Source organism: Pantoea sp. ABR1s (genome assembly GCF_057812235.1).
The window spans coordinates 2246347-2260882 of sequence record NZ_CM173823.1 but is presented as its reverse complement, the minus strand read 5'-3'; the positions used below and the strand labels follow the sequence as shown (position 1 = coordinate 2260882).

Below are 14536 nucleotides of genomic sequence, written 5' to 3'. Positions count from 1 at the left end.
CTGCTGCTGAAGCCGCGGCCTCTGCTAAAAGCTTTTTTTATCACGCGATTAAAGTGGCGGGAAGTTATGCTTTGCCTGACCCGATGAGTAGTTTTTCATCGGGTATTTTAAGCAAATTACCAGGTAAATATAATGGATTTCAGGCAGTTTGAAGCCAGAGTGATGCTCTGGCCCGCAATACATTTCACAGCAATCATAAAATCCCGCCATCATGACGAATATGAGATTTATGCGATCGACGATAACAGCAATATAAAAAACCGACTCTTTCTATGTTTTGCTGACAATGAAAACCACGCCAGCCTGCTTATTAAGCAATTTACGTTATGGCTGATAAAAATAAACGCGCTGAAGCGCAGCCAGCAGCGGGAAAAAGGCCGCACAGAGACAACATCCTTATCTGAATGAATCGCGTCCGGCTTGCACCGCAGACCAGACGGCGGCTGGTCAGACAGCGGCGAATCATATTAATGCGTCCGGGAAATAACGGGCCGTCTGCGCGTGACGGGCGACGGACGGCCTGGCTTGTTACCCGCGCCTGGGATAGAATCGCCATTGATTTTGACAGCAACACACCTCCCCAGGCCGGTAACAATGACCACGACAGCCACAACGTATAAAAACAAAGAGCGGGGACGCCCCAGAGAGTTCGGGATCGAACAGGCTCTGGATCACGCCATGATCGTTTTCCGGCAAAAAGGGTATCATGCGGCCTCAATGAACGATCTGGGTGAGGCGATGCATCTCTCCGCAGGCAGCATCTATAAGGCGTTTAAAGATAAGCGCTCGCTCTTCCTGCTGGTATTCGAACGCTATCTGTTGCTGAGAAATAGTGAGTTGCACCGTCGTCTGGCACCCTGTGCCAGCGGGCGGGGGAAAATAACCGAGCTATTGCAATTCTACCTGGATTCGGCACGTGCCACAGAAGGGCGTTGCGGCTGTCTGGTCGTCGCCAGCGCGATTGCGCTGCAGACGATGGATCAGCCACTCGCGCAGCGCATTGATGAGGTCGTTCAGCGTAATCAACGCTTCCTGGTCTCGCTGCTGGAGCTGGGACAACAGGATGGATCTATCGATAACACGCTGGACAGCGAGGCGGCAGCCGGTTTAATTCTCTGTATTGCTTTTGGATTGCGGGTGGCAGGTAAGGTCAGCGATGTGACTAACGAAGAAAAGACGCTGGCGCTGGCATTGAAAGTACTGGGGTAACCAGGCAAGGCCGCTCAATCAGTAAACAGACTTCCCGGACATGGGCTTCCAGACAGAGAAATTCTGCACTTTCCTTTCCCCCCATCTGATTATGTGCCAGGCTTTCACGCTTTATGCTGTAGCGAAGAAAATTAAGGCGCGTTTCGTGAAAACCTCAATCTTACTGACACTTGTGGCAGCCATTGGCTGTTCTGTTTTTGCCGCCCGTGGTGGGTTTGAAACCACTACAGCGAAACATCCACAAACGCTGCAGGTGACTGAAAACGGGGAGCCGCTGACGCGCTGAGCGTGACGGCAGGTGGGGAGAAGCCGACGAAGGCCGGTTAACGACCAGATGGCCGGCCGATGAGTGCAGAGCAATAGCACTCATCAATCTGCGTGGAAGCCGTTTCAGGCCGACACAGGAGCCGGGTGCAGAACGTTGCAATTCACGCTCTGGTCACGTTCTGGCCGACTTGCACTATTCCACTGCCACGCTGTCCCAGCGTCTCTGGCGGTGAGGCCAGGCGCGTGCCCGGCACCCTAAAAAAACAGCAATGACCCGCACATAACTAACGATAATCTTTAAGATTAACCGGTGCCTGTCCGGTCTCGACCAGCCAGTTTAATTCGGCACGGTCGCGCGTTGAGGATTCGATAAAACCTTTGAGCCAGTTCCGCGCATCGGCAATCTGCGTGACCCGCTCATCGTTGCGCTCCTGTTCGGCCATTTCGCTCAACTGGCGAATCAGTGCTACCAGCGTAATCTCCTGTTCGTCAAAAGCCAGATTAATTGCAGCTTCACCAAGAATCATATGACCCGTTGTTTTGTCGTGATAAACCATCTGCACCCTCCTGATTAAGTAGCGATATAAAGAGTCTAGTTAAAGGCGCTCTGGACTAAAAGGTGGGAAACAGCAGGGCGCTATGATTAAAATTTACCAAAAATAAAGTGAACCTTTAATCGAGGCGGTAAACCACTCATATCAAAGCATAAAAACAGGCTGAGGTTTTTTGTGAGAAATAAGCTGAGCTATTATGCTGGTTAAAAAAGCTGGGAGTTGCCGGAAATTCAGATAAGGGCGGAACGGCGCATTTCGTTATCAGATTATTATCTGCACCACTATCCGCACGGTTGCCTGCCATATTATGGCCACGCCGCAGCGGATATTTCTGATTTATAAACCACCGGGGAATAAAACCAGGACTGTGCACCACTTCGTGCCAGGCGCAGGCAAAAATAAAGCCGCCCATGGGCGGCTTTATTCATTGGGTAACAGCGATCGGATTATTTCTTCGGTACTTCAGAGACCGCTTTAACGTCCGCTTTATTAATCTGCTGCTTCACGCCATTTGCATCGGTATAAGCCAGCAGGCCGGCATCCGATTCAGAAGGCTTGCCATCACTAATAATGGTGCGTCCATCGTTAGTCTGAATCGCATAACTGGTACGGGTGCAGCCGGTTAATACGGTCATACCAATCAATGCGGCGAGAGGTAAAATCAGCGCTTTTTTCATCTTATTCACCTTATATTAGTTGTCGAGTTCACTCATATTACTGATCTCATTACGATTGATCTGCTCAGTTTTTCCTGTCTGAGCATCGCGGTAAGAAACCAGACCAGTATCTGAATCAATCTGCGGTTTGCCATCGGTGACAATCGTGCGGCCATCGGTGGTCTTAATCGACTGGTTTGAGGCACAACCTGCCAGCGTACCTAAAGAGAGAGCCAGCAACGCAATGGCTGACAGGGATTTCATTTTCATTTTTTCTGCTCCATGAAGTATATCCGAACGTTTACAGCATAGTCGGCTTTATCAGGTTTGCTGGCCCTGTCGCGTCTCGCTGCCTGTTTTTTAAACAAAACCGGAGTGTGTGGTGCTGATTAGGGGTATGACGGCGTGAAATAGCATTTATTGCAAATGTACCCAGCCGTTCTGTGCCATTTCAGCAGAGGATGCGCTGTATCAAAATAAGGTCGATGCTGATGCGGGAAATAAGCACGGCAGCCAGAGCGGATATTTCCGTAAAAGCCAGAATAGCTGTGCGGAAATAGTGAGCAATGGGGTGAATGTCTGGCGGGATTCACGGGTCCGATACCCTGAAGGCTATCGGACCCGTGGAGAAGGGGATCAGAGGATGGAGTCTTCGCCCGCTTTGGCGGCCGCTTTTTCTGCTTTCATGGCGCTGACCGGGTCTGATGCGCTCAGCCAGCGGTCAAATTTCTGGTAGGTGTCGATAAAGGTTTTAAAGTAGCTGCTGGCGATGGTGGCATTCTCTTTGTGGTTCATAAACGCCACTGCCAGCTTAAATGCATCTTCGTTATCAAATTTCATGTTTGTCTTCCTCGCTTAAGATCTATAGAGCGTAGCCTGAGAACGCGGCCTGTGCATTCAGACAACCGTCTGAAAAGGCGCAATAATTCAGCCTGACTGACAGCATCTGCCAGATTGGCGTGGATTCCCACTTACTTCGCGCCCAATCCTTCTTATAATGCCAGCTTCACTCGTGAAGGAGACCCGCTTATGTTGAAAGGATTAACCGTTGCCGCGGTGCTACTGCTGTCAGGCTGTAGCCTGATGCATAAACAGCCGCCGTCGCCGCAGACCCTGCACTATCGCTGCGGAACCATGCCCCTGACCGTGACGCTGGACGAGGCGCAGCAGCAGGTCAGTTTCATCATGGATGGGCAGCCTCTGACGCTGAAGCAGACGGTATCCGCGTCCGGCGCACGCTACAGCGATAACACCTATGTGTTCTGGTCCAAAGGAAACGGCGCATTTATCGAACGTAACGATAAAATTGTCGTGAATGATTGTGAGCTGCAACCTGCCAGCTGACTTGTTATCTGAATAGGCGAGCATTATGAGCGACAGCGAAACGCTACACACCATTGCCCATCTGCGGCGTGAATATACCCGCGGTGGATTGCGTCGTAAGGATCTGCCGGACGATCCGATCGCGCTGTTTGAACAGTGGCTAAGCCAGGCCTGCGAGGCAAAACTGCCCGATCCTACCGCCATGACCGTGGCAACCGTGGATGAGCAGGGCCAGCCATGGCAGCGTATCGTGCTGCTGAAGCACTACGATGCGCAGGGCATGGTGTTTTACACCAACCTCGGCAGCCGTAAGGCGCTGCAGCTGGCGCGCAATCCGCGCATCTCTCTGCACTTCCCGTGGCACTATCTGGAGCGTCAGGTGATGGTGCTGGGTGAAGTGGAAAAACTGTCGCCCCTCGAGGTGCTGAAATATTTCCACAGTCGTCCGCGCGACAGTCAGATTGGTGCCTGGGTGTCGAAGCAATCGAGCCGTATTTCGGCACGCGGTATTCTGGAAGGAAAGTTCCTGGAGCTTAAACAGAAGTTCCAGCAGGGCGAAGTGCCGCTGCCCAGCTTCTGGGGTGGCTACCGGGTGAAATTTCACACGATGGAGTTCTGGCAGGGTGGCGAACATCGTCTGCACGATCGTTTCATCTATCAGCGCGATCACGACGGCTGGAAAATCGACCGTCTGGCACCCTGAATCTGCACGATTCGCCCCTATCAGCGCTGGCACAGAAAGCGTCAGCGCTTTATGCTATAGCCCTGATTTTTTTCGATTCCGCAACTCAGCGGAAAGCTGTGTACCAGCATAGGTGCAGTCTGATCAATTTGGAGTCAGTAATGACCAGCAGTAACCTGATACAACAATTGCAGGAGAGGGGCCTAATCGCCCAGGTGACGGATGAAGACGCGTTAACAGAGAAACTGGCGCAGGGGCCAATTTCGCTCTATTGCGGCTTTGACCCCACTGCTGACAGCTTGCATTTGGGCCATCTGGTACCGCTGCTCTGCCTGAAGCGTTTTCAGGATGCCGGCCACAAGCCGGTGGCGCTGGTCGGTGGTGCAACCGGCCTGATTGGTGACCCGAGCTTCAAAGCCGCAGAGCGTAAACTTAATACCAGTGAAACCGTCAACGAATGGGTTGAAAAGATCCGCCAGCAGGTGGCGCCATTCCTCGACTTCGATTGCGGCAGCAACAGCGCCATCGCCGCCAACAACTACGACTGGTTTGGCGGCATGAACGTGCTGACCTTCCTGCGTGATATCGGCAAGCACTTCTCCGTTAACCAGATGATCAACAAAGAAGCGGTGAAGCAGCGTCTGAACCGTGACGATCAGGGCATCTCCTTTACCGAGTTCTCCTATAATCTGCTGCAGGGCTATGACTTCGCCTGTCTGAACGAGCTGCACGGTGTGTCCCTGCAGATTGGTGGTTCTGATCAGTGGGGCAACATCACCTCCGGTATCGATCTGACCCGTCGTCTGCATCAGAACCAGGTCTTTGGCCTGACCGTTCCGCTGATCACCAAGTCTGACGGCACCAAATTCGGTAAAACCGAAGGCGGCGCAGTCTGGCTGGATGCGAAGAAAACCAGCCCGTACAAGTTCTATCAGTTCTGGATCAACACCGCAGATGCTGACGTCTATCGCTTCCTGAAGTTCTTCACCTTCCTGAGCATGGAAGAGATCAACGCGCTGGAAGAAGAAGATAAAAACAGCGGCACCGCGCCACGTGCGCAGTACGTGCTGGCTGAGCAGGTGACGCGTCTGGTGCATGGCGAAGCGGGTCTGTCGGCGGCGAAACGCATTACTGCCAGCCTCTTCTCCGGATCCGTGAGCGAAATGACCGAAGCCGATTTTGAACAGCTGGCGCAGGATGGTATGCCAACTATCGTGCTGGGCGCTGACGATGATCTGCAGCAGGCGCTGGTGAAAGCAGAGCTGGTGCCGTCCCGTGGCCAGGCGCGCACCATGATCGGCTCCAATGCCGTTTCACTGAACGGTGAAAAGCAGTCCGATGCGGAGTACCGCTTCAGCGACAGTGACAAACTGTTTAACCGCTATACGCTGCTGCGTCGCGGCAAGAAACATTACTGCCTGATTAACTGGCAGTAAGATTTCAGGGCCGGTTTCCGGCCCTTTTTTTATGGCAAGGCAGGACAGGGCAAACAAGTGAAAAATATTTTAGCGATTCAGTCGCACGTTGTTTTTGGTCACGCCGGTAACGCGGCGGCTGAGTTTCCGATGCGCCGTATGGGCGCAAACGTCTGGCCGCTGAATACCGTGCAGTTTTCCAACCATACGCAATATGGCCACTGGACCGGCACGGTGATGCCTGCAACGCATTTAACCGACATTGTTAAAGGCATTGCTGACATCGACCGCCTGAAGACCTGTGACGCGGTCCTGAGCGGTTATCTGGGCTCGGCAGAGCAGGGCGAGCAGATTCTGCAGATTGTCCGTCAGGTCAAAGCGGCCAACCCGAATGCCTGGTACTTCTGCGATCCGGTCATGGGCCATCCGGAGAAAGGCTGCATCGTGGCGCCGGGTGTGGCGGAGTTTCACTGTAAAATGGCGATGCCTGCCAGCGACATTATCGCTCCGAACCTGCTTGAACTGGAGATGCTGAGCGAGCGCACCGTCACAGACGTCGACGCGGCGGTAGACGCTGCGCGGGCACTGATTGCCCAGGGACCACGCGTGGTGCTAGTGAAGCATCTGGCGCGTGCGGGTCGTCGCAGCGATCGCTTTGAAATGCTGCTGGTGACGGCGGAAGATGCCTGGCACATAAGCCGTCCGCTGGTCGATTTCGGTGTCCGTCAGCCGGTCGGCGTGGGCGATCTCACCAGCGGTCTGCTGCTGGTTAATCTGCTGCACGGCAAATCATTGCAGGATGCGCTGGAGCATGTCACCGCAGCGGTATACGAGGTGATGCTGAAAACCCATCAGATGGGCGAATATGAACTGCAGCTGGTGGCGGCACAGGATGCCATCGCCACGCCGACGCAGCACTTCGCGGCAGAAAAACTGTAACGCATCAGGGCCGGATAACCGGCCCTGTTGACTCAGGCTAAGCCTTCCGCTTTAAGCGCCGCCTGCACCGCAGGACGTTCCGCGACACGATCAAACCACGCGCCCAGCGCCGTAAAGCCGGATAAATCCAGTCCCAGCGCTTTTGCCCAGCGCGTCACCACAAACAGATAGGCATCCGCCACGCTGAAATGCAGCCCCATCAGCCACTGTTTGTCGCGCAGTGACTCATCGACATAGCGGAATTTTGCTTCCAGCTGGTTGCGGGTCTGCGCTTTCACCTCATCGGAGTAACCGGGACGAAACAGTGGCCCAAAGCTTTTATGCAGCTCACTGCCGATGTAGCTGAGCCACTCCACGGTGTGATAACGCGTCAGGCTGCCAACCGGTGCCAGCAGATGGCGATCGGGCTTAAGATCCGCCAGGTACTGAACAATGGCGACGCCTTCCGTCAGCACAGAACCGTCGCTGAGCTGCAGCGCGGGCACCTGGCCTTTAGGATTGATTTGGCGGAAGTCATCGCCCCGTTCAGTGATTTTTGTGGCCAGATCAACACTCACCTGAGTGAAGTCGAGTCCGCATTCACGCATAACAATATGGGGTGAGAGAGAGCAGGCACCCGCTTTGCAAAACAGTTTCATGACCAGGTACTCCTTGTTGCAATGGGATCCTTGCATAGTAAAGAGTCAAAGCGGGATTACCAGTGACAAAGATCAGGGATCTGCGAAGGGCGTTGCGGCAAGCCATAAAAAAAGCCGGGCAGAGCCCGGCTTAGCTGAAGTGCAGCGTGAATTACGCCTGCACGTTATTTTTTTTCGCGTCAGGATCCTGCGCCATGCGGTTCAGCATCGGCGCCGTAATCAGCATCAGCAGGGCGATCACCGCCGTCACGATACCAATCTGCTGGAATACGCGGCTATAGGTCGCCAGCGAAATCAGTGGATCGGTAACGTTTTCAGGCACGGCCATCAGGTTTGCCACTTTACCGGCAATCACCGCCGCGCCAGCGGTAGTCAGGAACCAGGAACCCATGATAAAGCCCATCAGACGCTGAGGCACCAGCTGTGCCACCATCGCCAGGCCGAGGCCAGAGATCATCAGCTCACCGATACTCTGCAGCGCATAGCTCAGGATCAGCCAGTTAACGGAAACGATACCGGCATCGCTGGCGAACTTCGCACCCACCGGCAGCACCAGGAACGCAGCGGAGCAGAGCACCATACCAAAGGCAAACTTGTGCGGCATCGGCAGTTTATCGCCCAGCTTGTTGTAGAGCGCCGCCAGCAGCGGACTGGCCAGCATAATCCAGAACGGGTTCAGCGCCTGGAACTGCTCGGGGGCAAAAGTAATGCCGAGAATGGTGTGCTCAACGTTGCGGATAGCAAAGAAGTTGAGTGACGTTGGCATCTGCATATAAAGCACGAAGAACAGAATCGCTTCGACCATCAGCAGGAAGGCAACAATCATCTTACGACGTGCCGCACCCTGCAGTGCAAAGGCCTCTTTGGCAAAGACCAGCACAATACCCAGGGCAATCACCGCCAGCACCAGTCGTGCGATAGACTGGTGATGCAGCATCCAGTTGGCCAGTGCAATCAGTACGACGATGCCGACCAGCGTCATCAGCAGTTTTCCGATCTGCAACGGAGCGAAATCGGGTTTAGAACCGTAATCCTTAACCATGCGTTTGCAGAACAGGAAGTTAAACAGGGTGATGATCAGACCGATAACGCACAGTGAGAAGGCTACGCTATAACCATATTTCGCCGCTAACCACGGTGTCAGCATCATTGAGAAGAGTGAACCGATGTTGATCGACATATAGAACATGGTGAAAGCACCGTCGAGACGCGGATCATCTTTGTCATAGCAGGTAGAGAGCAGCGAAGAGGGGTTTGCCTTAAACAGGCCGCTACCCACCGCGATGGTCGCCATACCGATGTAGACAATGCTGACGTTATGACCGGAGAACGCCACCAGCGCATAGCCCAGCGCCAGCACCAGGACACCCAGTACGATGACGCGTTTGGTACCCAGCACCTTATCACCGAGCCAGCCGCCAATCGCGACCAGACCATACACCAGCGCACTGAATGAAGAGAACAGGGTAATGGAGTCTGATTCAGACAATCCCAGTTGCTTCACCAGGTAAACCGCCATAATGGCCTGCAGGCCATAGAAGCCAAAACGTTCCCATAACTCAATCGAGAAGATTAAGTAGAACGCCTTCGGCTGTTTAAACGCATTGAGACTGACAGCCTCATCAGTGTGTTTGTTTGCAGTTGACACATGTACCTCAGTTTTTTCATACCCTGTTTCGGGACAGGAATTAAGTCCGCGTCATGTGAGTTTTCCATGCGCAAGATTGTTATTAGAAGGGAAAAGCGGCGACTAATTTGGCTGATTACGGGCGGCAGGGCAAGAATTTTCTGACAACCCGCCCGACCCTGGAATGTTGGGTTAAAAAACTTATAGCAAACTGTTAATTGGTTTTTAATTTTGAGTGTAGTGAAAATAGCAGCGCATAAACGCTGGATAAGCGCCTCGCACTGGAGAGTATTAACATTAACTGCTAATGCGCGGTTAACCAGATAAATAGTTTGCTGAATGATAATCAGGCAGCACTAACGGCAGGTTGCTGGTTAATCCACAGTCAATCTGCCGAATTATCGGACATTACACGCCCGGCATTGCCGGAAAAACCGTCAAATGATGATCCTGTGCACAAACAGATGATTTATTTCAGAAAGGAAAAAAAGAAACCGGTTGCGTCGTCTCGTCTGACGCGGCAGCTGAGGGTGCTCGCAGGCGCCGGGAAGATAAAAATCAGCTCCGTCTGCCGGTGAAAAGCTGCCCGTGCGTGTTAAAAAACGTATCAGGATAATCCGCTTTCAGCTCGCCCTCGACAGAAAATTAACATTACTGTAACCTCTCAATTTCCCCGAGAAGGATCTGTTTATGTCGTCCCCCCTGCGCTTATCCCTGGTTGGTGACTACCGCGCCGATGCGGTTGCCCATCAGGCTATTCCCCTTGCTATTGAACGTGCTGCCCGCTGGCTGAATATCACCGCTGAAGCGGAGTGGATCGCCACTGACCGACTGGATGAGTCAGAACTGCAACTCAGCGACGCCGTCTGGGTGGTGCCCGGTAGCCCCTATCGAAATGATGCCGGCGTGTTTGACACACTCCGCTGGGTGCGTGAAACCGGAAAGCCTTTTCTTGGCTCCTGCGGTGGATTCCAGTATGCGCTGATCGAATATGCGCGCAACGTACTGGGCTGGCAGGATGCCAGTCATGCCGAGACAGACACCGAGGGAAGGATGGTGATTGCCCCGCTGAGCTGCTCGCTGGTGGAACAGCGCGGCGCGGTGAGGTTCGGACCCGGGTCACGCATTGCCAGAGCCTATGGCGCGCTGGAGAGTGATGAAGGTTATCACTGTAACTTTGGTGTTAACCCGGAATTCAGTGCAGCGCTGGGCGATAATACGCTGCGCATTACTGCCTGGGACAACGCGGGCGATGTGCGTGGCGTCGAGCTACCGGATCACCCATTCTATGTCGCCACGCTGTTTCAGTCGGAACGCGCCGCACTGCAGGACAAAGATTCTCCGCTGGTGATTGCCTGGATGCAGGCGGCGCTGGCGCAACGCTAAACGCGATCACCCTGTGACACTGTCACAGGGTGATACTCGTCAGCGCAGCATGGCCGGGCGTTTTGCGTTAAAGGACCAGTTATCGATCAGAAACTGCATGCCCAGCGCATCGTTTCGGTTTTTATCAGGTAGCGAGTTGTAGAGTGCATGTGCCGCTTCAACCCGTTCCATATTCAGGGTAATCCCCAGCCCTGGCCCCTCTGGCAGTTCCAGATAGCCATCCCGAATCTGCGGCGCATGCTGCGTCAGCTGCTGCCCATCCTGCCAGATCCAGTGGGTATCAAAGGCGGTCAGGCGATCACCGGGTGCGGCTGCCCCCAGATGCGCCACCATCGCCAGCGACACGTCAAAGTGGTTGTTTGAGTGGCAGCCGGTGGTCAGGCCCCACTCATGGCAGAGCTGCGCCACGGTGTGTGCGTTACGCATCGTCCAGAAGTGTGGGTCGGCCAGGGGAATGTCGATGGCATTGAGCTGCAGCGCATGCTGCAACTGTCGCCAGTCATTGGCGATCATATTCGTGGCAACCGGAATGCCGGTGGCCCGCCTGAATTCTGCCAGCGTTTCCCGACCGGAATAGCCATGCTCCGCGCCGCAGGGATCTTCCAGATAGGGGATGCGGCCCGCCAGCTGTTTGCCATAATAAATGGCCTCATCCAGCGACCAGCTGGCGTTAGGATCAACCGTTACCCGGGCCTGCGGGAAGCGCGCCAGCAGGGCGTTGACCGTCTCCACTTCCACTTCGCCGTGATGCACACCGCCCTTGAGTTTGAAATCGCGGAAGCCATAGCGATCCGCTGCCGCCTCCGCCAGCCGCACCACGCCTTCCGCGTCCATCGCTTTCTCATGACGCAGTTGCAGCCAGGCATCACCACCCGCGTGGCCCGCCTGATAGTTCATGCTGGTCAGATTACGGTCGGCGATATAGAACAGATAGCCGAGGACCGGCACCCGATCGCGCTGCTTGCCGCTGGCAAGTAACTCGGCCACCGGCAGATTCAGGTGCTGTCCCAGCAGATCAAGCAGCGCCGCTTCAATCGCCGCGGTGGCGTTGTAAAACTTCTCCGGGTTCATCTGCGGAATATGAATGTCGTCGGTATGCGCGGTCTGCTGGTGTCGTGCGTCGCTGGCAAACAGCGTGGCGATGGTGGCATTCAGCCGCAGGAGTTCGCTGCCCTCAATCTGCGGACGAAAGCGCTCAAGCAGCGCCAGCGTTGAAGCGTGACAGGGACTTTCGCCGACGCCGGTACGGCCAGCCGAGTCAGTCAGGATCACCAGGATACGGGTAAAGTAGCAGTTGTGTGCGCCGCCAATGTTCAGCAGCATGCTGTCATATCCGGCGACCGGCACTACCCGCATTGTTTTAATGACTGGACTGTCTGACATGTTGATTCTCCATAGGATCGAGGGAAGGCGGGGATGGCTTGCGGCGCAGCAGCAGCCACAGCCCGGTCAGCAGCGAGACGCTGGTCAGGGCATAGAGACCGCCGGTAGTAGAGCCGGTCTTCATCTCCAGATAGCCAAACACCGTCGGTGCGAAGAAGCCGCCAAGGTTGCCAACGGAATTCACGAGCGCAATGCCGGGCGCGACAATCGAGGCGGGCAGCTCTCCCTGCGGCATCGGCCAGAAAAAGGTCGCACTGACTTTCGAGCCGATACAGGCCACGATCATCGCCAGGAAGCCAAACCACGGGGAACCCAGCGTGGCCATAAAGGTGCCGCAGGCCGCGACCAGCATGGCGACACCCAGCGCTTTATCGAGTTTGTCGCGGTGGCGGTCTGAAAAGCGGCTCAGCAGGTTAATGGCAATAATGGCGCACAGCCAGGGCACGGCGGTGAGAATGCCGATGCCAAAACTGCTGAAGCCCTGAATGCGCTGAATAATCTGCGGCAGCCAGAACACCAGCGTATAGCCGGTCATGGTCATAGTAAAAAAGATCGCGCAGAAGAACAGCAGGCTGCGATTACGTAGCAGCGACATTTTGCCTGGCTCGCGGTTAAGCTCGTCACGCTGCGTCTCTTCATTCTGCAGCTGCTGCACCAGCGCCTGTTTCTCCGCAGCACTCAGCCAGCGCGCCTCGCCAGGTCGTGACACCAGCACCCAGGCGGCGAGAATGCCGACCAGCACCGACGCACTGCCTTCGAGAAACATCACCCACTTCCAGCCTGCAATCCCCATGAAATTGTGCATCATCAGGATCGCGCCGGTGATGGGGCCGGAGAAGAGAAAGGCGCCAGCGGTGGCACTCAGCACCATCGCGGTGGCGCGGCCGCGCCAGGCATTGGGCACCCACTGACGAAAATAGAACAGCACGCCAGGAAAGAAGCCTGCTTCCGCTACGCCAAGTAAAAAACGCAGCAGGTAAAACTGGATCGGTGAGGTGACGAAACCGGTCAGGACCACCACCAGTCCCCAGGTTATCATGATGCGCGTCAGCCAGACGCGGGCGCCGAAGCGCTTCATCATCAGGTTGCTCGGCACCTCAAACAGCGCATAGCCGATAAAAAAGAGGCCCGCGCCCAGCCCAAAGGCCGCCGCGCTGATCCCGGCATCGGTTCGCAACTCCGCTTTGATAAAGCCAATATTGGCGCGGTCTATCTGGTTAATAATCAGCATCACCACCAGCATCGGGATGATATGGGTGAAGAACTTTTTGATGGCGGAGGCGATCAGCTCATCGTGCTGCGGGGACAAGGCGCTATCCATCGGTCTTCCTCGTGAGAAACGTAAAGAAGAGCAAAGTGTAGGGCGCTGAATAAGCCAGCTCTATGGGCATCCGCCCAGGAGACGATGGGCGTACGGCCTGGACGGTTGTGTTATCAATATGTTACGGAGTGGCGTGGGCGAAGCGGCAGAGTAAAACTGTGGCAGCGATCAACTTCTCAGGACCAGGGTTCAGCGGAGACCTGAATGCCAGAAGTCGCGCCGACAGTGAAAGATGTGCCAGTGCGGGCAGACAGGTTTCAGCCACTGAACTGACGGCGCTGGGCAATCTCTTCAGCACGCAGCAGCAGCGCCTGCAAATCATCCTCGTCAATATCCAGCAGTTCACCGTCCTGCAAAGCCTGATGCAGATCGGCGCGCGTCAGCGGCACCGGCATGGCTACCGGATCGGGTTTAACTTCTTCCGGGGCCAGCGGATGCGGATAGCGACGACCGGCCAGATTATTAAACAGCAGAGCCAGCAGGGCCAGGGTCAGTGAGTTGAGCAGGATCGGCGTCAGGACAAAGTGATATCCAAGCTGCTGCACCGAAGGGCCGCCCAGAATAGCGGTCAGCGCAACGGCACCGCCGGGCGGATGCAGACAGCGCAGCTGGAACATTAACAGGATCGCCACACAGGCTGCGACGCCGCAGGCAAGGGCAGGATCCGGGATCAGCTGGCTGACGGTAACGCCCGCCAGCGCTGACAGGCTGTTGCCGCCGACGATTGCCCACGGCTGAGCCAGCGGACTGGCGGGCAGACCAAAGAGTAAAACCGCCGAGGCACCGACCGGCGCGACAAACCACAGGTTCAGCTCGCCCAGCACCCAGTGGCTCAGCAGGCTGGTCAGGATTAAACCGATACCGGCACCCAGTCCGGCGATCACCACATGCTTTTTACTCACTGCCAAAGGATGTGGCCAGAGTCGCGCCAGAAACAGGCGCAGAGGATGGCTTCCGGCAGAAGCGCTTTTGTTCATTACTTTACTCACTGTGTCATAACATTTTCTTATCGTCAGGGGCGGCGATTCTCCATCATCAACATCAATGTAACAACCCGACAAACTGTACCGTTATTCGTACGAACAGGGAGAGCAGCGAAAAGGGGGATCAGGCAGGAGACGCGTTAGCAGAGGTGA

Annotated in this window: 18 protein-coding genes; 8 read left to right on the top strand and 10 right to left on the bottom strand. The window is 55.1% G+C overall.

The genetic code is table 11. The annotated features are described in order from the left end of the window. Window positions 1–132: 132 nt before the first annotated feature. The 3 genes from ACXKZD_RS10585 to ACXKZD_RS10575 all read left to right on the top strand — a co-directional run bounded on the left by ACXKZD_RS10585 (window position 133) and on the right by ACXKZD_RS10575 (window position 1495). On the top strand, window positions 133–408 hold the full coding sequence (locus tag ACXKZD_RS10585) for a hypothetical protein (RefSeq protein ID WP_192033635.1): 276 nt from the start codon (window positions 133–135) through the stop codon (window positions 406–408). Between the two features lie 186 nt (window positions 409–594). Then, on the top strand, window positions 595–1209 hold the full coding sequence (locus ACXKZD_RS10580) for a TetR/AcrR family transcriptional regulator (RefSeq protein WP_022625720.1): 615 nt from the start codon (window positions 595–597) through the stop codon (window positions 1207–1209). A 145-nt stretch (window positions 1210–1354) separates the two neighbouring features. Continuing rightward, window positions 1355–1495 carry a hypothetical protein gene (locus tag ACXKZD_RS10575; RefSeq protein WP_223565523.1) on the top strand — a complete coding sequence of 47 codons (141 nt, stop codon included), beginning with the start codon at window positions 1355–1357 and terminating at the stop codon, window positions 1493–1495. Window positions 1496–1760: 265 nt separating this feature from the next. Here ACXKZD_RS10575 and ACXKZD_RS10570 read toward each other — a convergent pair whose 3' ends face one another. The 5 genes from ACXKZD_RS10570 to ACXKZD_RS10550 form a co-directional block, all read right to left on the bottom strand. Beyond that, the gene (locus ACXKZD_RS10570; protein WP_022625718.1) at window positions 1761–2033 is read right to left on the bottom strand and encodes a hypothetical protein; all 273 of its coding nucleotides are present in this window, start codon (window positions 2031–2033) and stop codon (window positions 1761–1763) included. 136 nt (window positions 2034–2169) lie between these two features. Continuing rightward, window positions 2170–2442, bottom strand: coding sequence for a hypothetical protein (locus tag ACXKZD_RS10565; RefSeq protein ID WP_111533763.1), 273 nt, complete (start codon window positions 2440–2442; stop codon window positions 2170–2172). A 34-nt stretch (window positions 2443–2476) separates the two neighbouring features. Further along, a complete protein-coding gene (locus ACXKZD_RS10560) occupies window positions 2477–2707 on the bottom strand; it encodes a YgdI/YgdR family lipoprotein (RefSeq protein WP_010245445.1) in 231 nt (76 codons plus the stop codon). Between the two features lie 15 nt (window positions 2708–2722). Further along, the gene (locus tag ACXKZD_RS10555) at window positions 2723–2956 is read right to left on the bottom strand and encodes a YgdI/YgdR family lipoprotein (RefSeq protein ID WP_010245442.1); all 234 of its coding nucleotides are present in this window, start codon (window positions 2954–2956) and stop codon (window positions 2723–2725) included. Window positions 2957–3322: 366 nt separating this feature from the next. After that, the gene (locus ACXKZD_RS10550) at window positions 3323–3526 is read right to left on the bottom strand and encodes a hypothetical protein (RefSeq protein ID WP_003848989.1); all 204 of its coding nucleotides are present in this window, start codon (window positions 3524–3526) and stop codon (window positions 3323–3325) included. Window positions 3527–3715: 189 nt separating this feature from the next. Between ACXKZD_RS10550 and ACXKZD_RS10545 the strand changes: the two genes are divergently transcribed. From ACXKZD_RS10545 to pdxY, 4 genes are all read left to right on the top strand, one after another. Then, complete coding sequence (locus tag ACXKZD_RS10545; protein ID WP_010245432.1) at window positions 3716–4030, top strand: MliC family protein; 315 nt, start codon at window positions 3716–3718, stop codon at window positions 4028–4030. Window positions 4031–4055: 25 nt separating this feature from the next. Further along, window positions 4056–4712: a pyridoxamine 5'-phosphate oxidase gene (gene pdxH / locus ACXKZD_RS10540; RefSeq protein WP_488981589.1), complete on the top strand. Its 657-nt coding sequence runs from the start codon at window positions 4056–4058 to the stop codon at window positions 4710–4712. Between the two features lie 140 nt (window positions 4713–4852). Beyond that, window positions 4853–6127: a tyrosine--tRNA ligase gene (gene tyrS, locus ACXKZD_RS10535; RefSeq protein WP_010245429.1), complete on the top strand. Its 1275-nt coding sequence runs from the start codon at window positions 4853–4855 to the stop codon at window positions 6125–6127. 57 nt (window positions 6128–6184) lie between these two features. Further along, window positions 6185–7045 (top strand): pyridoxal kinase PdxY, encoded by an 861-nt coding sequence (pdxY, locus tag ACXKZD_RS10530; RefSeq protein WP_010245428.1) that lies wholly within the window; start codon window positions 6185–6187, stop codon window positions 7043–7045. Window positions 7046–7077: 32 nt separating this feature from the next. Here pdxY and gstA read toward each other — a convergent pair whose 3' ends face one another. Both gstA and dtpA read right to left on the bottom strand, forming a co-directional pair. After that, the gene (gene gstA, locus ACXKZD_RS10525; protein WP_062757567.1) at window positions 7078–7683 is read right to left on the bottom strand and encodes a glutathione transferase GstA; all 606 of its coding nucleotides are present in this window, start codon (window positions 7681–7683) and stop codon (window positions 7078–7080) included. Window positions 7684–7834: 151 nt separating this feature from the next. Further along, window positions 7835–9331 carry a dipeptide/tripeptide permease DtpA gene (dtpA, locus tag ACXKZD_RS10520; RefSeq protein WP_010245419.1) on the bottom strand — a complete coding sequence of 499 codons (1497 nt, stop codon included), beginning with the start codon at window positions 9329–9331 and terminating at the stop codon, window positions 7835–7837. Between the two features lie 669 nt (window positions 9332–10000). Between dtpA and ACXKZD_RS10515 the strand changes: the two genes are divergently transcribed. Further along, a complete protein-coding gene (locus ACXKZD_RS10515) occupies window positions 10001–10696 on the top strand; it encodes a CTP synthase C-terminal region-related (seleno)protein (protein ID WP_010670071.1) in 696 nt (231 codons plus the stop codon). Between the two features lie 39 nt (window positions 10697–10735). On the opposite strand, the gene ACXKZD_RS10510 is transcribed toward ACXKZD_RS10515, so the two are convergent. The 3 genes from ACXKZD_RS10510 to ACXKZD_RS10500 form a co-directional block, all read right to left on the bottom strand. Then, window positions 10736–12079, bottom strand: coding sequence for an enolase C-terminal domain-like protein (locus ACXKZD_RS10510; RefSeq protein ID WP_022625715.1), 1344 nt, complete (start codon window positions 12077–12079; stop codon window positions 10736–10738). Next, window positions 12057–13400: an MFS transporter gene (locus tag ACXKZD_RS10505; RefSeq protein ID WP_488981588.1), complete on the bottom strand. Its 1344-nt coding sequence runs from the start codon at window positions 13398–13400 to the stop codon at window positions 12057–12059. The genes ACXKZD_RS10510 and ACXKZD_RS10505 overlap by 23 nt, the downstream gene beginning before the upstream one ends. Before the next feature lie 257 nt (window positions 13401–13657). Continuing rightward, window positions 13658–14377 carry an HPP family protein gene (locus ACXKZD_RS10500; protein ID WP_010670074.1) on the bottom strand — a complete coding sequence of 240 codons (720 nt, stop codon included), beginning with the start codon at window positions 14375–14377 and terminating at the stop codon, window positions 13658–13660. Window positions 14378–14536: the final 159 nt, after the last annotated feature.